At 66.8% G+C, this 20,821-nt stretch carries 16 protein-coding genes; 13 read left to right on the forward strand and 3 right to left on the reverse strand.

Translation table 11 applies throughout. The annotated features are described in order from the left end of the window. Positions 1-24 precede the first annotated feature (24 nt). Positions 25-1,158 (forward strand): LOG family protein, encoded by a 1,134-nt coding sequence (locus LFT45_RS05340; RefSeq protein ID WP_236807242.1) that lies wholly within the window; start codon positions 25-27, stop codon positions 1,156-1,158. A 44-nt stretch (positions 1,159-1,202) separates the two neighbouring features. Here LFT45_RS05340 and LFT45_RS05345 read toward each other — a convergent pair whose 3' ends face one another. Both LFT45_RS05345 and LFT45_RS05350 read right to left on the reverse strand, forming a co-directional pair. Then, positions 1,203-2,243: a matrixin family metalloprotease gene (locus LFT45_RS05345; protein ID WP_236807248.1), complete on the reverse strand. Its 1,041-nt coding sequence runs from the start codon at positions 2,241-2,243 to the stop codon at positions 1,203-1,205. Positions 2,244-2,401: 158 nt separating this feature from the next. Continuing rightward, the gene (locus LFT45_RS05350) at positions 2,402-3,586 is read right to left on the reverse strand and encodes a VIT1/CCC1 transporter family protein (RefSeq protein ID WP_236807250.1); all 1,185 of its coding nucleotides are present in this window, start codon (positions 3,584-3,586) and stop codon (positions 2,402-2,404) included. 247 nt (positions 3,587-3,833) lie between these two features. On the opposite strand from LFT45_RS05350, the gene LFT45_RS05355 reads away from it, so the two are divergent. Next, positions 3,834-4,070 (forward strand): hypothetical protein, encoded by a 237-nt coding sequence (locus tag LFT45_RS05355; RefSeq protein WP_111902925.1) that lies wholly within the window; start codon positions 3,834-3,836, stop codon positions 4,068-4,070. A gap of 113 nt (positions 4,071-4,183) precedes the next feature. On the opposite strand, the gene LFT45_RS05360 is transcribed toward LFT45_RS05355, so the two are convergent. After that, on the reverse strand, positions 4,184-5,707 hold the full coding sequence (locus tag LFT45_RS05360; RefSeq protein WP_236807252.1) for a sodium:solute symporter: 1,524 nt from the start codon (positions 5,705-5,707) through the stop codon (positions 4,184-4,186). Positions 5,708-5,997: 290 nt separating this feature from the next. Here LFT45_RS05360 and LFT45_RS05365 point away from each other — a divergent pair, with 290 nt between their 5' ends. The 11 genes from LFT45_RS05365 (at position 5,998) to LFT45_RS05415 (ending at position 20,639) form a co-directional block, all read left to right on the forward strand. Then, the gene (locus tag LFT45_RS05365; protein WP_236807254.1) at positions 5,998-6,573 is read left to right on the forward strand and encodes a helix-turn-helix domain-containing protein; all 576 of its coding nucleotides are present in this window, start codon (positions 5,998-6,000) and stop codon (positions 6,571-6,573) included. Between the two features lie 141 nt (positions 6,574-6,714). Further along, positions 6,715-7,827: an agmatinase gene (gene speB / locus LFT45_RS05370; protein ID WP_236807262.1), complete on the forward strand. Its 1,113-nt coding sequence runs from the start codon at positions 6,715-6,717 to the stop codon at positions 7,825-7,827. Further along, on the forward strand, positions 7,824-9,488 hold the full coding sequence (locus tag LFT45_RS05375; RefSeq protein WP_236807264.1) for a thiamine pyrophosphate-binding protein: 1,665 nt from the start codon (positions 7,824-7,826) through the stop codon (positions 9,486-9,488). Before speB ends, LFT45_RS05375 begins: the two co-directional genes overlap by 4 nt. 171 nt (positions 9,489-9,659) lie before the next feature. Further along, positions 9,660-10,157, forward strand: a complete 498-nt coding sequence (locus LFT45_RS05380; protein WP_102973229.1) for a MarR family winged helix-turn-helix transcriptional regulator — start codon at positions 9,660-9,662, stop codon at positions 10,155-10,157. Between the two features lie 61 nt (positions 10,158-10,218). Continuing rightward, positions 10,219-12,192 (forward strand): MFS transporter, encoded by a 1,974-nt coding sequence (locus tag LFT45_RS05385; protein ID WP_236808991.1) that lies wholly within the window; start codon positions 10,219-10,221, stop codon positions 12,190-12,192. A 333-nt stretch (positions 12,193-12,525) separates the two neighbouring features. Beyond that, positions 12,526-14,259 (forward strand): ABC transporter ATP-binding protein, encoded by a 1,734-nt coding sequence (locus tag LFT45_RS05390; RefSeq protein ID WP_236807265.1) that lies wholly within the window; start codon positions 12,526-12,528, stop codon positions 14,257-14,259. A gap of 152 nt (positions 14,260-14,411) precedes the next feature. Beyond that, positions 14,412-16,343, forward strand: a complete 1,932-nt coding sequence (locus LFT45_RS05395) for an ABC transporter ATP-binding protein (RefSeq protein ID WP_236808993.1) — start codon at positions 14,412-14,414, stop codon at positions 16,341-16,343. A gap of 59 nt (positions 16,344-16,402) precedes the next feature. Then, positions 16,403-16,831, forward strand: coding sequence for an acyl-CoA thioesterase (locus LFT45_RS05400; RefSeq protein ID WP_236807268.1), 429 nt, complete (start codon positions 16,403-16,405; stop codon positions 16,829-16,831). 30 nt (positions 16,832-16,861) lie between these two features. Next, entirely contained in the window at positions 16,862-17,119 is a 258-nt protein-coding gene (locus tag LFT45_RS05405) for a hypothetical protein (RefSeq protein WP_236807270.1), read from the forward strand. Positions 17,120-17,173: 54 nt separating this feature from the next. Continuing rightward, positions 17,174-19,405, forward strand: a complete 2,232-nt coding sequence (locus tag LFT45_RS05410; protein ID WP_236807271.1) for an McrB family protein — start codon at positions 17,174-17,176, stop codon at positions 19,403-19,405. A gap of 37 nt (positions 19,406-19,442) precedes the next feature. Next, entirely contained in the window at positions 19,443-20,639 is a 1,197-nt protein-coding gene (locus LFT45_RS05415) for a 5-methylcytosine restriction system specificity protein McrC (protein WP_442863616.1), read from the forward strand. The last annotated feature ends 182 nt before the right edge of the window (positions 20,640-20,821 follow it).

A 20,821-nucleotide genomic window follows, 5' to 3' on the forward strand; every position in this document is an offset into this window, starting at 1 on the left:
AGACACCGCACTAGGCTGGGCACCATGAACCCCTCCGGCAGCCTGAACCCCAGCCCGCGGACCCTTGAGGTGAACAGCGTCGCCAGCTTCGACCGGCTGGTGAGTGCCGGGGCCCGGGCGATGCACGGCTGGCATGCGCAGTCGCTTGACCTCCGCGGACGCGGCAGCGCCCTGGCCGCCCTGGACGCCGAGGGTGCGATTTTCCTGGGCTGCACCTTCGACCCGGGCGTGGAGGCAACACTTCGCAGCCGCGGCGCACTGATTTTTCCGCGGCTGACCGGTGTTCCGTTCAATCCGTACCGGGCGGGGCTCTACACCCCGCAGGAGCTGTACGCGGGCATCGTCGACGAGCCCTACGAGAAAACCCCCGACGCCTTGGTCTACCAATGGAGCATGCGGCCGGGCCAGCGGAACCGCCTCGATTCCACGCTCGCGGCAGCCCTGCACGATCACGCCGTCGGCGATGCCCTGGAGGAGTTCGTCCGCGGCCTCAACAGCAGGGGCCGTTCCATCGTCGGGGTTATGGGCGGCCACGCGCTGCAGCGGGGGACCGCCGGCTTCGCCGCCGCTGCCACGCTGGGACGGCTCCTGGCCCGCCGCGGCCACCTGGTGGCCACCGGCGGCGGGCCCGGGGCCATGGAGGCGGCGAACCTGGGTGCCTACGTCAGCGCGGCCGACGACGACGATTTCCACAGTGTGCTTCGAGAGGTTGCGGCCGTCCCCGGCTTCCGCCCCTCGGTGTCCGCGTGGGCACGGGTTGCGGCTGCCGCCGTCGAACGCTTTCCGGGCGGAACGGCGTCCCTCGGCATTCCCACCTGGTTTTACGGCCACGAGCCGCCCAACTATTTCGCCACCCACATCGCCAAATACTTCGCCAATGCCGTCCGCGAGGCCATTCTCCTGGAGGTCTGCAACGGCGGGATCGTGTTCCTGCCCGGTGCAGCAGGCACCGTTCAGGAGATCTTCCAGGATGCCTGCGAGAACTACTACGGCGCCCAGGAGACCATGACGCCCATGGTGCTGGTGGGCCGGGAACACTGGGAGGAGCGGTTTCCGGCCTGGCCCATGCTGCAAAGCCTGGCCGCCGGCCGGGCCATGGAGCAGCGCATCTTCCTGGTGGACAGCGTGGACGAGGCGCTGGCGGTCCTCGGCGAGTGAAGGCGCCCCGCTGGAATGAGACCCCGCCGGAATAAGGAGGCGGCTTACAGGTCCTTGCGGCAGGGTGCTTTGCCCAGTTGATACAGGCCGTTCAGGTCCCCGGCCGCGAAGCCGTCGGGGGCGCCGATCTCCGGATACATGAGCTGTACGGGGTCGTCAACGTGCTCCAGCCCCATCACGTGGCCCAATTCATGCAGGATGACGGCGGTGGCATAGGCGGTGCCGTCGGGGCGTTCCAGTTCCGCGGCCATCTGCGGGGCATCGAGTTCCAGGCTGCCGGTGACGTAGCTCTTGGGCCCGTTTCCGTAGCTGTAGTAGGTGCTGCCGCCGGTGCCGATGACCTTGCCGCCCAGCTTGGGAGCCGCGTCCGGTGTGGTCCAGCTGATGAGCATGGGTGCCCAGCGGTCGCCGTAGGCCCCTGGCTGGTAGGGGGCGCGCTGGTCCGAGGGCTTCTCGTCGGTGGCTCCGTCGTCGACAAACTGGATGCCGGTGGCGCGCGAGATCTCCTGGACCGCCAGCGAAACCAGGCCCGCTGCGCCGTCCGGCGCAAGGCTGGCATTTACGACGTAATGCAGCGGACGGCAGGGTGAGTAGCCCACGGGGGAGCCGTCAGTGTTCACAGCCAGAAATTTGTACGAGCTGCTGGGCTCCGGAGGTGGCGCCGGCGTGCCCAGCGGAGCGGCTGCTTCCTCGAGGCCCGACGGCGGTGCGCCACCGGTACTGCCTGGGCCTCCGGGCGCGCCGTACTCCGCCCCACCAGACTCGCCGCCGTGCCCGGGTTGCCCAGTCTGGCCAACTGGATCCAGGCCTGCCACATCCTGGCCGGCCTGATCCTCGCCAGAAGCGTCCCGGCCGGAATCATCCTGCCGGGACGCGGGCAGGTCCCCGGACCCGATGCGGAAGTTCAGCACGCCCGCAAAGCGCGGATCCCCGTAAGCCATTCCGGCCGCAAGGAATGCTGCACAACCGAGGGCAGCGAGCACGATCAGACAGCGGACAAATCTCGCCGCCGCGGTGGCCGGCCCCGAATGCCGCGGCAGGTGCCGGTGCCGGCGTTGAATGCGACCGGGGTAGTGACCCTCCACTGCACCCCTTTCACGGCATTCCTCGGCGGCGTCGCCCCGACACGGGAAACAAGCATCAGGCAAACAGGCCCACTTTACAGTTCCGCCCGCCAGGCTAGGAAACCAGCTGGCCAGGAAACGAGTTGCGGGGCCCGGGAAAATCAGGCAATCCCCGACAATCAGGCGATGACGGCGCCAAACGCCATGCCCAGGAGGTAGGTGACGCCGGCCGCCCCCAGCCCGATGGCGAGCTGCCGCAGTCCGCGGGTGAGCGGCGAGGTGCCGGACAGCAGGCCGACGGTGCCGCCGGTGGCCAGCAGCGCGATGCCCACGAGGACTGCCGCCACGATCAGGGCGCCGATCCCGGTCATGCCAAAAAGGAAGGGAATGATGGGCACGATGGCACCCGAGGCGAAGAAGCAGAAGCTGGAGAGCGCGGCGCCCCAGGCAGTGCCCACGGCTTCGTGCTCGTCCTCGGTCTCGGGCAGTTCGGGATGGAGCGAGAGGCTCGGATCGCAGTCGCACGTGAAGAGGCCCATGCGTTCGGCCACCCGGTGTTCGGCGGCCTCGCGCGACATGCCGCGGGCAAGGTAGACCAGCAGGAGTTCATTGTGTTCGATGTCGAGCTGGGGTGCCGCCACCAAAGTTACCTGGGTGGGCCGGGTGGCGTCCAGGAGCTCGCGCTGGGAACGAACGGACACGAATTCGCCGGCGCCCATGGAGAACGCGCCGGCCAGGAGTCCCGAGATGCCGCTGAGCAGGACCACGCCGCTGCCAACACCCGTGGCGGCCATGCCCATGACCAGCGAGAGGTTGCTGACCAGGCCGTCGTTGGCGCCGAAGACGGCGGCGCGGAAGGTGCCCGCCAGGCGGTTGCGGCCGCGCGTGGCCAGGCCGCGGACCACTTCCTCGTGGATCTGCTCGTCGGCGGCCATGGCCGGGGTGGCGGACGGTTCCCTGGTGTAGGGGGAGCGGCCCTCGGCCCGTTGCGCCAGCGCGAGTACGAAAACGGACCCGAAGTGCCGGGCGAGGAAGCCCAGGAGGCGGCTGCGGAAGGAGGCGTGCCGGGGTTTGCCCGCATGCTCGCCGAGCAGTTTCAGCCAGTGCGCCTCGTGGCGGCCTTCGGCTTCGGCGAGGGCCAAAAGGATGGCGCGCTCTTCGCCGGAACGGTTCTGCGCGAGGTCACGGTAGACGGAAGCCTCGGCCCGCTCGTCGGCGAGGTACTGGCGCCAGCGCTTGATGTCCGCGGCGGTGGGCTCCGGCCGGGGTGCGGCGATCCCGTTGGGTGCGGCGCCGTTGCTGGAAGCAGGCGGTGCGGCCGCGTTGCCGGTGGTGTGAGGATCAGATTTTGCGTGCTGAGACACGGGAACTCCTGGGTAGATGGGACGTACTGCGGCCCCATTGCATCGCCCACTTTACCGCGTAATTTCGCGGTTTTTCGGCCGGTCACCCTTAGCCAAAAGTTTAGGGAACCCTCAATAACTCCGGCCGCCGGAGGCAAACCCGCCGGCCCGCGCGAACGCCCTTGACCGCCTGCACCCGCGGTGATCTGATGAAAATGTGCCCCGCTGACGCCGGGTACGGAAGTCCAACCACACGGAGGTCTGCCTGATGAACACCAACGGATCGCGCCCCGAACCGGACACCCGCCATACCATTGAGTCCGATCCCGCCTACGACTTTGCCGAGGACGCGCCGGTGGACGAGGACTGGGACACGGAAGACGAATTCCTCGACTCCGAGGAGAGGGTTGTCCCCGCCAGCTCCGGGGCAGTGGACGACGACGAACGGGTAGTTCCGCGCGATGCGGACGACGAGTTCCGTGCGGACGAAGGCTACGAAGCCTAAGGCTTCAACCGTTTCCTCCTGCTTTAGAGGGTGGGGACCACGACGGCGGTGCCTCCTTACGCTGGGAGGCACCGCCGTCGTCGTGCTTTCTAAACTGCCGGATCCCGGGACAATTACCGGGCGCTGGTCGTGACCGGCACTTCCTCGGTGTCCTTGCCGGCCACGCGGCGGTACCAGCGGCTCATGACCGCGGGGTCCGTGGGCTTGGTCAGCAGCGACACCACAACGTAGACGACTGCGGATGCGAGCAGGCCGTAGTAAATCGGCTCGTTGGCGAAGACGCCGTCCAGCGGTGCCTTGGCATTGATCTCCAGGACGATCATGGTCCCGAGCGTCACCACGGAGCCGACCGCCATGGACGCCGCGGCAGCGATTCCCGTGCCGCGCTTCCAGATGAGTCCGCCGAGGATGGCCACGAGGAGGCCGCCCACCAGGATGTCGTAGGCGATGGTGAGGGCCGCGACGACGTCCTTGGTGATGATGGCGATCAGGATGGCCACGATGCCCAGCCCGAGGACCCACATGCGGTTGGCCTTGACGTCGTGCTCGGGGTTGTCGGAGTCGTCGGTGTTGATGGTCTTGCCGAACCAGCCGGCGACGAAGGGGAGCACATCCGCACGCGCCACGGTGGCGGCCGCGATCAGGGCGCCGGACGCGGTGGACATCATGGCCGCCACGGCGGCGGCGAGTACCAGGCCGCCGATGCCGATGGGCAGCAGGTTCTGGGCGACCTCGGCGTAGACCACGTCCTTGCCTTCCGTGGCGACGTCGATGGCCGGCAGCGCCACCCGGGCGGCCAGGCCGATCATGGCGCCCGCAGCGCCGTACAGGATGCAGTAGATCCCGGCCGTGGCGCCGCCCCAGCGGGCCACCCGGGGCGTCTTGGCGGTGAACACGCGCTGCCAGATGTCTTGGCCGATCAGCAGGCCCAGGGTGTAAACGACGAAGTAGGTGATGATTGTCTGGACGCCGATGCCGTCGATCTGGAAGAAGCTGGCCTCCACGCGGCTGCGGATGCCGTCCAGGCCCCCGGCTGCGTTGAGCGTGAAGGGCAGCATGAGGAAGAAGATGCCCACGGTCTTGATGACGAACTGGACCTGGTCGGCCAGGGTGATGGACCACATGCCGCCGATGGTCGAGTACACGAGCACGATGGCGCCGCCGATGGCGATGGCGAGAGCCCGGTCCCAGCCGAACAGGACCACGAAGATGGTGGCGTAGGCGCTCGTGGAGGTGGCGCAGAGCATCAGGGTGTAGGCGAGCATGATGATGCCGGAGGTCCGGGTGGCCTGGCTGCCATAGCGCAGGGACAACATCTGGGAGACGGTGTAAATCTTGAGCTTCTGGATGGTGCCGGCGAAGAGCAGGCTCAGCAGCAGCACTCCGGCACCGATCGCCACCACGAGCCACATGCCCGAGATGCCGAACTTGTAGCCCAGGCCGACACCGCCAACGGTGGAGGCGCCGCCCAGGACGACGGCCGCCATGGTTCCGGTGTAGAGGAACGGCCCCAGGCGGCGGCCGGCCACGAGGAAGTCGCTGTTGTTCTTGGTGCGGGACTTGCCCCACCAGCCGAAGGCCAGCATGGCGGCCAGGTAGACCACCACGATGGCGATATTGACGAAACTTGCGTCCATGATTTGGGGATCCTTGGAGCTTTGGCAGCTTGCGGGCCTCGCCGGGGCGGGCTTGCCGGATGGTGCTGCACTGAACGGAAATCTGGGGGAACGCTGGGTTCCTTGCTGCGCGTCTCCTCGTGGGAGTTGTTTCACAAGCAACAGTTGTTGCGTAAGAGCGTAGGCTGTGATTCGAGTAACAGTCAAGACGCAAAGCCCCGCGGTGCGGTTTGCCCCGCGTCACGGAAGGGCCGGGCCGCTAATATGACTCCAATGATGGGGCCGGGCTGCCGGCCGTGAAAGGTTCGTAAATGAAGGCACTACCAGTTGAGCCGAGCAATGTTCCGGTTGCCATCGGTTCAAGAATCCGTGCCGCGCGCCAGTCCCAGCGGCTCACCATCGAGCAGGTGGCCGACGCCACCGGATTGACCAAAGGTTTCCTGAGCCGTGTGGAGCGGGACCTGACCTCCCCGTCCGTGGCATCCCTCGTTACTCTGTGCCAGGTTCTTTCGATTTCCATTGGCGACCTGTTCGCCGCGCCGGAAACCCACTTGACCAAGCGCGACGCCGGTCCGCGGATTTCCCTCGGCGGCGAGGGGATCGTCGAGCGGCTGCTGACCGCCCGGTCCGAGCGGCGCGTGCAGATCATCCAGGCCGTCATCGATCCGCGTGGACGCGGTGAATCGGAGCTGTACGCAGTTGACTGCGACGTCGACGTCCTGCACGTGATCAAGGGAACCATCAGGCTCATTCTCACGAACGAGGAGTATGAGCTGACCACCGGCGATACCGTCACGTTCCCGGGCAGGGAGCCGCACACCTGGGTCAACCCCACCGATGAGGCCGTGGAAGTTCTCTGGGTGCTGGTGCCCGCCGCCAGTCGGTAGCGCTCTTTGCTTTCGGACCCGGGCTGCCTGTTTCGGCGGCCCGGGTTTTCGCTGTAAACAGCCGGTGCGTAATGGGCAACTCCGTGTGTATGATGGCTGTCACAACCCACCCCAATTCATCCTCGAAGGAGAGGCGTTCCTTTGGAAGAGCTGCGCATCGAAGCCAACGGCAACCTTGGCCCCATCGATTCATCCCGTATTCCCCGCTACGCCGGGGCAGCAACCTATGCACGCCTGCCGCGCCTGGACCAGGTGGCCAAGTCGGACGTCACCGTGGTGGGCGTGCCCTTTGATTCCGGCGTCTCTTACCGCCCCGGTGCCCGCTTTGGCGCCAACCACGTCCGCGAGGCCAGCCGGCTGCTCCGCCCGTACAACCCGGCCTGGGATGTCAGCCCGTTCGAGAACTGCCAGGTGGCCGACGCCGGCGACATGGCCGTGAACCCGTTCAACATCAACGAGGCCATCGAGACCATCCAGCAGAACGCCCTCGACCTGACGGCGGCCGGCAGCAAGCTGCTCACCCTGGGCGGCGACCACACCATCGCGCTGCCGCTCCTGCGCGCCGCCGCCGAGCGCGCGGGCGGGCCCATCGCCATGCTGCACTTCGACGCCCACTTGGACACCTGGGACACCTACTTCGGCGCCGAGTACACCCACGGCACGCCGTTCCGCCGTGCCGTGGAGGAGGGCATCCTGGATACGGAGGCCATCAGCCACATCGGCACGCGCGGCCCGCTGTACGGGAAGAAGGACCTCGACGACGACCACCGCTTCGGGTTCGGCATCGTCACCTCCGCGGACGTCTACTACCAGGGCGTCCTCGAGACTGTTGCGAAGGTCCGGGACCGGATCGGGGACCGTCCCCTCTACATTTCCGTGGATATCGATGTCCTGGACCCCGCCCATGCGCCTGGAACTGGCACGCCGGAAGCCGGCGGCATCACCAGCCGCGAGCTGCTGGAGATCATCCGCGGCTTCCGCGGCATGAACCTCGTTGGCGCCGACGTCGTTGAAGTGGCCCCAGCCTACGACCACGCAGAGATCACCGGCGTGGCTGCCAGCCATGTTGCCTACGAGCTCGTCACCCTCATGGCGGACAACACCGTCGCCGGAGACCGCTTCGGTGCCGAGACCGGCTACGCCGCCCAGGCCCTGGGCCGGGAAGGCCGCCGTCCGGCAGGGTTCGCGGCAGCCTCGCCGGCGCCGGCCGACAATGGGGCCGTCCGTGCCGCTGTGGGGGAGTACTCCCAGTGACTGGTGTCCGCAACGGCGGGGACCTCGTCGTCGAAACCCTCGAGGCGCTGGGCGCGAAGACGGTGTTTGGCATCCCCGGCCAGCACGCGCTGGGCCTCTTCGACGCGATGGGCCGGGGCAACCTGAAGTTCGTGTCCTCCCGCGTGGAGAACAATTCCGCGTTTGCGGCGGACGGCTACTCACGCGCCACGGGGGAGGTGGGCGTGCTGTTCCTGTCCACTGGGCCGGGCGCCCTGACATCGCTCGCCGGGCTGCAGGAAGCCTACGCCACCGGTGTGCCCATGGTGGTGGTTGCCAGCCAGATCCCACTCGAGGGCCTCGGCGCCCGCCGGAAAGGCATGCTGCACCAGCTGGATGACCAGAAGGCGTCGGCCGCGAACGTCACCAAGAGCCAGCGCCTGATCCAGCACGCGTCCGGCATTCCGTCCGCCATTCAGGATGCCTGGACCGAGGCGATCTCGTCGCCGCAGGGCCCGGTGTGGCTGGAAGTCCCGCAGAATGTGCTGCTGGACCCCATCATGGTGCCGCCCGTGGAGGATGCGCTGGCCGAAGCGGCGGACAACCCGCCGCGCGTCGAGCTTGTCCGCGAAGCCGTGAAGTGGCTGTCGACGGCGAAGCGTCCGGCCATCATTGCCGGCGGCGGAACCCGCCGGGGCCGGGCGGAAAAGTCCCTGCTCTCGATCGCGGAAAAGCTCCGGGCTCCCGTCATCTGCACGCCCGGCGGCAACGGCGCCTTCCCGTGGAACCATGAGCTGTCGCTGCAGTCGTGGATTGAAGACCGGCACATGACGGACCTTTTGGAGGACGCGGACGTCCTGGTGGTCATCGGCTCCTCGCTCGGCGAAGTCACGTCCAACTACTTCACCTTTGAACCGCGTGGCAGGATCATCCAAATCGACGCTGAGCCGCGAGTCCTGGAATCCAACCGGCCCGGCCTGGGAATCCGCGCCGACGCCGGCCAGGCGCTCGCAGCCCTCGACGCGTCGCTGCTGGTGCCCGCCGACGCCCGGCCCGACTGGCACGGAACCGCGCCCGAGGACCTTGTGCGGGAGTCGCTGCGGAAGGTGAAGGAGCGGCTGGAATCGCAGGACCTGGCCAAGGAACTGCAGTTCATGGCCGACATCCGCGAGGCAGTTCCGGCGGACATGCAGACCTTCTGGGACATGACCATCTCGGCGTACTGGGGCTGGAGCTGCTGGGACGCCCGCGAAGGGCAGTTCCACTCGGCCCAGGGCGCCGGCGGCCTGGGCTACGGGTTCCCGGCGGCGATCGGCGGGGCCGTGGGCCTGGAAACCGTGGGCAGGTCAGCAGTTTCCGCGCGTGTGCTCGCTGTCTCCGGTGATGGCTCGGCCATGTACTCCATCGCCGAACTCGCCACCGCGAAGCAGCACAACGTGCCGGTTACCTGGCTGATCGTGGACGACGGCGGCTACGGCATCCTGCGCGAATACATGGTGGGTGCCTTCGGCAAGGCCACCGCCACCGAACTCGCCCGGCCTGACTTTGTGAAACTGGCCGAGTCTTTCGGCGTTCCCGCCACCCGGGTCGCCCCGGAGGAAGTGGGGGACGCGCTCAGGGCGGGCTTCGCCGCGGACGGCCCGAACGTCGTCGTCGTCGAAACACTGCTCAAGATGTTCGCCCCCACCCACCTGGACGACTGACCCCGTCCCACCCAGCGCGAACTGGCAGCTAATACCCCCAAAATCCCATTTTGAGGGCATCTGCTGCCAGTTCGCGCTTGGCGTTTAACCCCCACCTCACATTGCTTAGTTTCCTAAAGCAACCATTTATTGCTATAGTTGCCTAAGGCAAGCAATAAGGGGCAATCCATCATGGCAGTTGAGCCAAACACGGCGGCCGAACTCGTGCGGCAGATTTTCGACCTTCAGCGCGCCGTCCGGTGCGCGGCCGTCTCGAACTCGCGCGGCCTGGAGGCTGGAGTGGCGCTGCAGGGCGTCCTTCGCTTCGTGGGGGAGAAGGAATCCCGCGCCACGCACCTCGCCGCAAGGCTGGGAGTCAGCGCTCCCGTCCTCAGCCGTCACATCGCGGAGCTTGAGGAACTCGGGCTGGTCCACCGGCGGCCCGACCCCGACGACGGCCGCGCGCAACTGGTCGCCCTCACAGACGCCGGCCGCGCGAAGCTCGTCGAGATCGAGGAACACCGCGTGGCCACGCTGCAGGAATACCTCCAGGACTGGAGCCAGCAGGACGCCGCGGAGACGGCGAAAGTACTCTCCAAACTTGCGGAATCCCTGCGGGAATCCGCCCGGGCAACGACGGCCGGCCCCATCACAACCACTACCAAACGCAAGGAGCAGTTCATTGGCTAGCCACGCTGCCGCCTCCGGGACGGCCACGTCACGCCCTTCGGCCCACCCGCCCCAGGCCCCCATGACACACCGGCAGATCATGGAGGCCCTGACCGGGCTCCTGGCTGCCTTCTTCACCGCGATCCTCAGCAGCACCATCGTTGCCAACGCGCTGCCCACCATCATGTCCGAGCTCAAGGGCACACAGACGGACTTCGCGTGGGTCATCACCGCCGCGCTGCTGGCTAACGCAGCCACCACCCCGGTCTGGGGCAAACTCGCTGACCTGTTCGACAAGAAGGTCCTGGTCCAGCTCAGCATCGTGATCTTCGTGGCGGGATCGGTGATGGCCGGCCTGTCCCAGACCATCCCGCTGCTGCTGACGGCCCGCGTTGTCCAGGGCATCGCCATGGGCGGCCTGACAGCGCTGGCCCAGGCGATCATCGGCTCCATGATTCCGCCCCGCGACCGCGGAAAGTACTCCGGCTACATGGGTGCGGTCATGGCCGTCGGCACGGCCGGCGGACCGCTGCTGGGCGGCTTCATCGTTGACAGCCCGCTGGGCTGGCGCTGGACGTTCTTCGTCTGTGTGCCGCTCGCCGTCGTCGCCCTCATCCTGCTGCAGATCACGCTCAAGATCCAGCACGTCAAGCGGCCTGCCAAGATTGACTGGCTCGGTTCCATCCTCCTGACCAGCGGCGTCAGCCTGCTCCTCATCTGGGTGTCCTTCGCGGGCAACCCCGACTACTACGACTGGTGGTCCTGGCAGTCGGCGCTGATGGTGGGCGGCGGCGTGGTGCTGCTGGCCCTGCTCGTGCTGGTTGAATCCAAGGTCGAGCAGCCCATCATCCCGCTGAAGATCATCTCCGAGCGCACCACCGCCCTGGCGATCTGGGCCTCCGTGGCCGTGGGCGTGGCAATGTTCGGCTCCTCGACCTTCCTGGGCCAGTACTTCCAGGTGGCACGCGGCGCAACACCCACCGAGGCGGGCCTCCTGACCCTGCCCATGATCGCCGGCAACCTGGTCGGCTCAGTGGTTTCGGGGCAGATGATCAGCCGCACCGGCAAATGGAAGCGCTACCTGATCGCGGGTACGGTGCTGCTGATCGGCGGCCTGGGCCTGGCAGGCACCATGGACCACACCACGGAACTGTGGCAGGCCGGAGTGTTCACGGCGATCCTGGGACTGGGGCTCGGCATGCTCCTGCAGAACCTCGTCCTGGCCGTACAGAACACAGTCAGCGCCAGCAATATCGGCACAGCCAGCGCTTCCGTGGCTTTCTTCCGATCCGTAGGCGGTGCAATCGGCGTGTCGGTGCTGGGCGCGATCATGAGCAACAGGGTCAAGGAACTGGCCACCCAGGGCCTTGCCGACGCCGGCATCAAGGCAGGCTCCGGCGCTTCCGGCGCCAGCCTCGACCTGGCCGACATGCCCGCCCCGATCCGGGACATCATGCGGGCTGCCTATGGGGACGCGACTGCCGAGATTTTCCTCATCTCTGGCGTCATTGCCGTTGTTGCCCTCATTGCCGTGCTCCTGATCAAGGAACAGCCGCTGCGCCGGACCGTGGACATCCGCCCGGAGGCTGCTGCCGATCCTGAACCGGATGCCGGGCTGGCTTCCGGGCGGCCTGCCGCTGAGTATTCCGACGACGACCTCGAGCGTGAGTTCGCCGAAGTTCTGACCCGCCAACTGGCCAGCGACGCCAAGTCACCGTCCTACCCGAGCCGGCAGCCGGCAGCGGAACCCGTCCTGCCGATGAACGAACCGCCGGCGCGGGCCCGGACCATGCTGGCTGAGATGCACACCAAGCCTGCGGACCTGGTGCCGCTCATCCAGGAAACGCAGGGGCTCCTCGCCGAGCAGCAGCTTCAGCTGGCCGCGGCCCTGAACGCCGTGGCCCGGCAGGCTGAGCAGCAGCGAATCATCGCGCAGGAGCAGGCCCGGGTCAGCGCCGAACTGAAGGCGCTGAGCCGCCGGCTGGCCAAGGAGCGGAAGCTCCAGAGCGCCGCGGCGCACTACATCGCCTCGCACGGCAAGCACCGCGGCGAATAGCGCCCGCTCCGACGGAGTTTTTGTCCAGATAATGGCGGCTAAACCCCCTCCAGGGGCCAATATCTGGACAAAAACTCCCGTTCAAGGGCCGGGGTGTACGACGGCGGGGAGCCGGCTTGGGGGCTGAAGTGTACGTTCGCGCTCGGGTGCGGGAGCCGGCGTCGTCCGTTCGACTCTTGGGTGCGTGAGCCGGGCGTCGTCCGTTGGGATGATCTTCGCGCATTACGTTTCGCACGGGCAACAGATTTCGTAGAGTTGGAAGGCTTGGGCTGTCAGTCCCGTCTGCTATTACTTCTCTTAATTCATTCGCGCTCTCCCGAAGGATCCGTGAGCATGCTCGTCACCCTCATACGGCGCTATTCCAAACCGTATTTGCCGTACATCCTGGCTGTCATCGCCTTCCAGCTGGCATCCACCATTGCGGCGCTCTACCTGCCCAGCCTCAACGCCCAGATCATTGACGAGGGCGTCTCCCGCGGCGACACCGACTTCATCTGGCGCACCGGGGCCGTCATGCTCCTCGTGGCCTTCCTCCAGGTGGGCACCGCCATTGCCGGCGTCTACTTCGGGTCGAAGACCGCCATGGCGATGGGACGCGATCTTCGCCGCGGGGTTTTCCGCAAGGTGACCAGTTTCTCGGCCAAGGACGTGAACGCGTTTGGCGCTCCCACCCTGATCACCCGCGGCACGAACGACGTCCAGCAGGTCCAGATGCTGGTGCTGATGGGCCTGAACTTCATGGTATCCACCCCGATCATGTGCATCGGCGGCATCATCATGGCCCTGCGCGAGGACATCAACCTGTCCTGGCTGGTCTGGGTCTCGGTCCCCATCCTCATTGTGGTGGTCGGCTACATCGTGGTGCGCCTCATGCCGCTGTTCCGCTCCATGCAGACGAAGATCGACCGCATCAACGAGGTCCTGCGTGAACAGATCATCGGCATACGCGTGGTCCGTGCCTTCGTCCGGGAACCGTACGAGACGGAGCGCTTCGGCCAGGCCAACAAGGAACTGACGGACGTCTCGCTCAAGATCGGCGCACTGTTCGTCCTGATGTTCCCCGCCATCGGCATGATCCTGCACCTGTCCACCGCCGCCGTGCTCTGGTTTGGCGGCCAGCGGGTGGACGCCGGCGACATGCAGGTCGGCTCCCTGACAGCGTTCCTGCAGTACCTGCTCCAGATCCTCATGGCCGTCATGATGGGCACCTTCATGGCCATGATGATTCCGCGCGCGTCCGTCTGCGCAGACCGCATCGGCGAGGTGCTCGACGTCGAACCGTCAATCCACGACCCCCTGCAGCCGGTCACGCCCAAGCAGCTGGAGGGCGTTGTGGAGTACCGCAACGTCACGTTCGCCTACCCCGGAGCCGAAGCTCCTGTCCTGAGCAACATCAGCTTCACCGCCCGGCCGGGGGAGACGGTGGCCATCATCGGCTCCACCGGCGCCGGCAAGACCTCGCTGCTGTCGCTGCTGCCGCGCCTCTACGACGTGGCCGACGGCGAAGTGCTCCTCGACGGCGTCCCCGTCAGCCACTTGGACCGCGAGGAAATCACCAAACGGGTGGCCCTGGTTCCGCAGCGGCCCTACCTGTTCTCGGGAACCATCGAACACAACCTCCGCTTCGGCAAGCCGGAGGCTACCGACGACGAACTCTGGGATGCGCTGCATGTGGCCCAGGGCGACGGCTTCGTGAAGGAAAAGAAGAGCGGGCTCGCGTCCCGCATCGCCCAGGGCGGCACCAACGTGTCCGGCGGCCAGCGCCAGCGCCTCTGCATCGCGCGCGCCCTGGTCACCAAGCCCAAGGTGTACCTCTTCGACGACTCGTTCTCCGCACTCGACGTTGCCACCGACGCCCGGCTGCGTGCCGCCCTCAAGCGCACCACCACCGACGCCACGGTCATCATCGTCGCGCAGCGCATCTCCACCATCACCGAAGCGGACCAGATCCTGGTGCTGGACAACGGCAGGATCGTTGACCGGGGAACGCACGAGGAACTCCTCGAAACGTCGCCCACCTACCAGGAAATTGTTGAGTCCCAGCTGAGCGTGGAGGAAGTGGCATGAGCGCCGACAAGAAGGGCAGCAGCCAGGACCTCGACGCAGGCACCGGCCAGGACGCTGAGAAGCTGCAGAGCCAGACAGGCACGGAAGCTCCGGTCCTCGAAGACGACGACTTCGTCGAGGAGGAGTACAAGCCGGGCGAGGCCGACGGCGGCATGTTCGGTGCGATGCCGGCTAAAAAGGCCCAGCATTTCTGGCCGTCCGCCAAGCGCCTCATGGGCCTGCTGAAGCCGGAAGCCGCCGGCATCTACGTCGTGGTGGGCATGGTGATCATTTCCGTGATCCTCAATGTCATTGCGCCCAAGGTGCTGGGCCAGGCCATGGACGTGATCTTTGGCGGCGTCGTGGGCAAACAGCTGCCGGCCGGCGTCAGCAAGGACCAGTTCGTCGAGGGGCTGCGGGCACAGGGCCAGGACAACTTCGCGGACATGGTCTCCCGGATGGAGCTCGTGCCCGGAACCGGCATCGACTTCCAGAAGCTGACCGTCCTGATTTCGGCTGTGCTGCTGATGTACTTCGTGGCCAACATCTTCCTGTGGCTCCAGGGCTACGTCCTCAACAGGATCGTCATGAAGGTGATCCGGCAGCTCCGCGACGATACGGAAAAGAAGCTCAACCGGCTGCCGCTGAACTACTTCGACACCCGGCAGCGCGGTGACGTGCTCTCCCGGGTAACCAACGACGTCGACAACGTGCAGCAGGCGCTGCAGCAGGCCTTCGCCCAGCTCATCAGCTCAGTGCTGACGGTGGTCGGCATCGTCATCATGATGTTCATCGTCTCCTGGCAGCTGGCCCTGATCGCCCTGATTGCCCTGCCGCTGTCCGGTGCCGCGGCCGGTGTGATCGGAGCGCGCAGCCAGAAGCTGTTCGCCGCGCAGTGGAAGAACACCGGCGAGCTGAACGGCCAGATTGAGGAGTCCTTCTCGGGGCATGACCTGGTGCGCGTCTTTGGCCGCGACGCCGACATGCTGGACCGCTTCGAGGAGCGCAACCAGGCCCTGTACAAGGCCAGCTTCGGCGCGCAGTTCGTGTCCGGCATCATCTTCCCCGTGATGCAGTTCGTCTCCTACCTCAGCTACGTCGGCATCGCCGTCGTGGGCGGCCTGCGGGTGGCCTCGGGCAGCATGAGCCTGGGCGACGCCACGGCCTTCATCCAGTACTCGCGCGAGTTCACCCAGCCGCTGGGGCAGATGGCGGGCATGGCCAACATGCTGCAGTCCGGAGTGGCCTCCGCCGAGCGCGTGTTCGAGTTCCTGGACGCGGATGAGCAGGACGCCGAGACCGCCACGCGGCACCTGCCGGCCAAGACCGACGGCCACGTGGAGTTCCAGGACGTCACGTTCAGCTACACGCCGGACAAGCCCCTGATCGAGAACCTGTCCTTCACCGCCGAGCCGGGGCACACCGTGGCCATCGTCGGCCCCACCGGCGCGGGCAAGACCACCCTGGTGAACCTGGTCATGCGCTTCTATGAGCTCAACTCCGGTTCCATCACGCTCGACGGCGTGGACGTCACCCAGCTGAGCCGGGCCGAGCTGCGCTCCAAGGTGGGCATGGTGCTGCAGGACGCCTGGCTGTTCGGCGGCTCCATCTATGACAACATCCGGTACGGCAAGCTGGACGCCACCGAGGACCAGGTCATGGCAGCGGCGAAGGCCACCTTCGTGGACCGCTTTGTCCGGGCGCTGCCTGACGGGTACAGCACCGTCATCGACGAGGAGGGCAACAACGTCAGCGCCGGTGAAAAGCAGCTGATCACCATCGCCCGCGCCTTCGTGGCCAACCCGTCGCTGCTCATCCTGGACGAGGCCACCAGCTCGGTGGACACCCGCACCGAACTCCTGGTGCAGAAGGCCATGGCAGCCCTGCGCACGGACCGGACCAGTTTCGTCATCGCGCACCGCCTGTCAACGATCCGCGACGCCGACACCATCCTGGTCATGGAGAACGGCAAGATCGTGGAACAGGGCAACCACCAGACCCTCCTTGCCGCCGAGGGCGCCTACTACCGGCTGTACATGTCGCAGTTCGCCGGCGCGGATGCCGAGGAGATGCCCGTGGACGATTCGACGGCGGTGCACAGCTGACCCCCGCGAACGCCGGAGGCGGCCACCCGGACCCCCGGCGCATTGAGGTGCTCGTGCCCATGCGCTGGGGGGACATGGACGCCTACGGCCACATCAACAACGTCCAGATCGTCCGCATGCTGGAGGAGGCGCGCATTGCCGCCTTCGGCCCGCCCGCCGGTGCCGGGCTGCCCGGGATAGACCCGCACGTGTCGCTGTTCAACGAGGTTCCCAAGGGAACCATGGCGCTCGTGGTGGACCACCGGATCCGGTACGTGAAGACCCTCGAGTACCGGAACGTTCCGGCGCTGGTCCAGGTATGGGTCGGGGCCGTCAAGGGCGCGAGTTTCGACATCCACTACCTTGTGCAGGACCCGGTAACTGGCGACGATTGTGTGAAGGCCTCAAGCCACCTGGCCTTTGTCGATGAAGTCACCGGAAGGGTACTGCGGCTGACTCCGGAGCAGAGGCAGCTGCTGGAGCCCTTCATTGAGCGCAAGGAGCATTGACCGTGAAAACGAAGCGCTGGAACGTGGAACGTGGGAACGAAAAAAGCGGCAGCGAGGAAAAAGTCCTGGAAGGAACTTCCGCCTGCGGCGCGCACCGGCACCATCGTGATTGGAGCGGCGCAGCTCGCCTTCCTGGCCGCGGCCCAGCGCGACCTTTCGCGCCGGCCCGACGAGCAGATCCGCGGCTCCAAGATGTTCTGGCGGCTGGCCACCCTGGTCAACTTCATCGGCCCGGGCTGCTATTTCGCCTTCGGCCGGAAGCGGCTGCCAGCTGTTACCGGCAAGTAGCTTTCGGGCCGGCCATGGTGCTTGCGTTCAGGTTTACCCTGTAAATTTGAACGCATGACCCCCGCCCCAAAGCCTGCCATGCACCGCGCCCTCGGAGTCTCCAAAGAGATCGAGGACGCCGCGTGGTTTGTGCTCGGCGCCGGGCTGCAGGGCAAGCCGTCGGCGTTGGACGGCCGTACGCAGACGTGGACGGCGGAGGCCGCAGCGGAACTGCTGGAACGGCTTGAACGGGGAGTCGCGGACGCCAAGGCGCCCATGATGACCAACCTGCGGCACAACCTGGCGGACGCATCCGCCTCGGCGAAGCAGCTGGCCGTGGAGCTCCTCTTCTTGCAGTCCCTGCCGCTGGCGCACGAGGTCAAGTCGCTCAAGGTCAAGCGTGCCCGCGTCGCGGAGGCGGCGTCCTGGCTCGAACCGCCGCTGGAGCTCCCGGAGGAGCTGTACCAGGGCATGACCGACCACGGCGTTATCCGCGACCGGACTGCCGAGTTTAACTGGACCATCTGGGACCACCTGAAATGGCTTTGCCGGTTCGTCCGGCACGTCGACAGGCAATCCACCGCAGTCATCAATAAGGCACTGAAGGATCCGCTGGCATTCCACCTGCTGGCGGCCGGCACTCCCGAGGACCAGCCGGCCATCCGGCGCAGCATCGAATACCTCGCCTGGCCCAGCTACTTCGAGCCGGTGGTGGCCGACATCGAACGCCAGGAGATCAGGGACGCTTTTGCCTCCCTCGTCGGCGGGGCCAAGGGGGACAGTGAGGAGGAGATCACCGCCGACATCCGACGCATCCGCCTGCACCTGGATGAGCAGGCCGGCCAGCGCATCGACTGGTACGCCCGGCAGCTGGTGAGCCAGTGGCGGAAGGTCGGGGATCCGGGCCGCCGCGCCTGGCTGCTGCGCACCCACCACGACAACGCCGAGCTCCTGGCTGCCTGGCAGGCAGAGGAGAAGGTGACGCTCGACGTCGAACACCTCCGCCTGCTCGACGCCGGCGTTACCGCCGGGCTGGTCCAGCATGCCGTGGACGAGGACTACAAGCATCTCGGCTACGTGGAGCGGGAGGACACCAAAACCGCCGTCTTCGCCTTCCTGACCGTGATGAAGCCGGGCGACTTCGCGCTGTACCAGAACGCCGGAACCGTCCGGATCGGCGTCGTGCTCGGGGAGCCGGACCACAACGGGGACAACCGGCGGATGCGCCGCAAGGTGCGGTGGTTCGACGAGGCCCACGCCGTGACCGACCTGCCGCGGCACATCCAGCGCCAGCTGGCCACCCCCGGCATCGTCGTCGACGTCACCCGGGTGGTGCAGGCACTGCAGGCGCTGCTGCCCGCCGAGGCGGAAACCGAGCCCGACGCCGATGCCTCACCCGCCACCGTCGCCCTCCCACTGCTGGGCGGCTTCCGTCCGGTGACGCAGGAGTTCGCGGACTCCCTCCACATGGAGGCGGAGCCGCTGCAGGAGATCGCCGATCTGCTGGAGGAGAACCGGCAGCTGGTGCTGTACGGGCCGCCGGGAACCGGCAAGACCTATCTGGCCAAGCACCTCGCCGCCGAACTGGCGCAGGACAGCACCGACGAGCGGGTGAAGCTCGTCCAGTTCCACCCGTCCTACGCGTACGAGGACTTCTTCGAGGGATACCGGCCGGACAAGACCGACGAGGGCCAGGTTTCCTTCAAGCTTGTCGCCGGGCCGCTGCGCCGGCTCGCGGAGGAGGCGGCCAAGCCCGGCAACGAGTCGAAGCCGTACTTCCTGATCATCGACGAGATGAACCGCGCCAACCTGGCCAAGGTGTTCGGCGAGCTGTACTTCCTGCTGGAATACCGCGATGACCGGATCTACCTGCAGTACAGCCCCAACGAGCCGTTCACGCTCCCGGACAACCTGTACATCATCGGCACCATGAACACGGCGGACCGCTCCATCGCGATGATGGACGCCGCGATCCGCCGCCGCTTTGCGTTCATCGAACTGCACCCGCAGACCGAGCCGGTGAAGGGCTCGCTGCTGAGATTCTTGGAAGCCCGGCAGCTCGACACGACGCCGGCGCTGCTGCTGGACGCGCTCAACCAGGCCATTGACGAGTGGGACCGAGACCTCATGATCGGGCCGTCCTACTTCATGAAGAAGGCCGCGCAGACCCCTGCCGGCCTGCGCCGGATCTGGAAGTACGAGCTCATGCCGTTGCTGGAGGAGCACTACCACGGGCAGCTGAACCGGGCCCAGCTGGAAGAGCGCTTCGGGCTGGACCAGCTGCTGGGACGCCTTGCGGCTCGCTAGCCCCGCCGGCCAAGCCCAGGCGTTGCGGCACATCGTTCTGGACGAGCTCTCCCGCGGCACCGTGGAGAAGCTCGACGCCGAAAGCGCCGCCTTCCTGAACTCCAGCGGCCTGGCCAAGGCAACGCCGATGGGCTTGGGACTGTTCCGGATCGAACCCGTCGGCATGGTGGGGTCCGTGCGCACTCCGCGGGTGCAGCTCGACGTGCGGCCGAAGGACCGGCTCGGACTGAGCCGTCTGCTCTTTCTGCTGAGCTACGCCGGGGACCAGGGCTTCCGCGACGACACCGTGGCAGCTGACGAGGATGCGGAGCTGTGGAGCGCCCTGGCGGCGTCGCTGGTGCAGCTCGCCGAACGTGCGCTGCAGCGCGGCGTCCTGCAGGGGTACGTCACAGTCGACGAGTCGCTCCGGACGGTCAAGGGCCGCATCCGCATCTCGGACCAGATATCCCGCCGGCCGGGGATGCTCGTGCCGCTGGAAGTGTCCTACGACGAGTTCACCGAGGACATCCCGGAGAACCGTATCCTGCGTGCCGCGCTCGAGCGCATGTCCCGTGTCCCGGGCGTCCGCCCGGAGGTGCTGGGCCGGCTGCGGCAGCTGAAGGGAAAGCTCGACGGCGTTACCCGCCTCCACGCCGGGGCTCCGCTTCCGCCGTGGCGGGCCAGCCGGATGAACCTCCGCTATCACGCGGCGCTGAGGCTCTCCGAGGTGATCCTGCGCAATGCTTCCGCGGAGGCGGGGGAGGGCAAGCAGCAGACGGCGTCCTTCGTCGTCGACATGGGCAAGGTCTTCGAGGATTTCGTCGGCGCCGCGCTGCGCCGGGCCATGGCGGCCTTTCCCGGCGAGATGAGGCTGCAGTACAACGCGCTGCTGAACGAGGCGGTACGGGACTCGGACCGGCTGACAGTGCGCCCGGATGCCGTGCACCTGCTGGGCGGCCGGCCGGTGGTGGTTTACGACGCCCAGTACCGCGCGGGCACCGACCAAGGCGCCTCCCTGTCGGCGGACCATTTCCAGATGCTGGCCTACTGCACGGCCTTGCGGGTGCCCACGGCCTGGCTGGTCTACGCCGGGGCGGGCGAGGTCAAGCTGAGGCGGATCCTCAACACCGACATCGACATCGTCGAGTTTCCGCTGGATCTTTCCCGGCCGCCGTCGGAGATCCTCGCAGCAGTCGCTGACCTTGCCGAGCAGTCCTGGGGAGAAGTGGTGCGCCAGGCGAGCCTCGGCCGTTAGTCGCACCTGCATGAACAATAGCCCAAGACAGACAGGTCTGTCTTGGGTTTTGGGATAGACTGTTCCTAATGGCAGAGGTACCAAGCTCCGAGCCGTGGAGCGCCGGGAGAGAACCTTCCGGAGGGCTTCAAACTGGACCGCAGCCTACCGCCGCGCCGGGTGTCCCGCTCACATCGGGAGGC

Source organism: Arthrobacter sp. FW305-BF8, assembly GCF_021789315.1.
Lineage (GTDB): Bacteria > Actinomycetota > Actinomycetes > Actinomycetales > Micrococcaceae > Arthrobacter.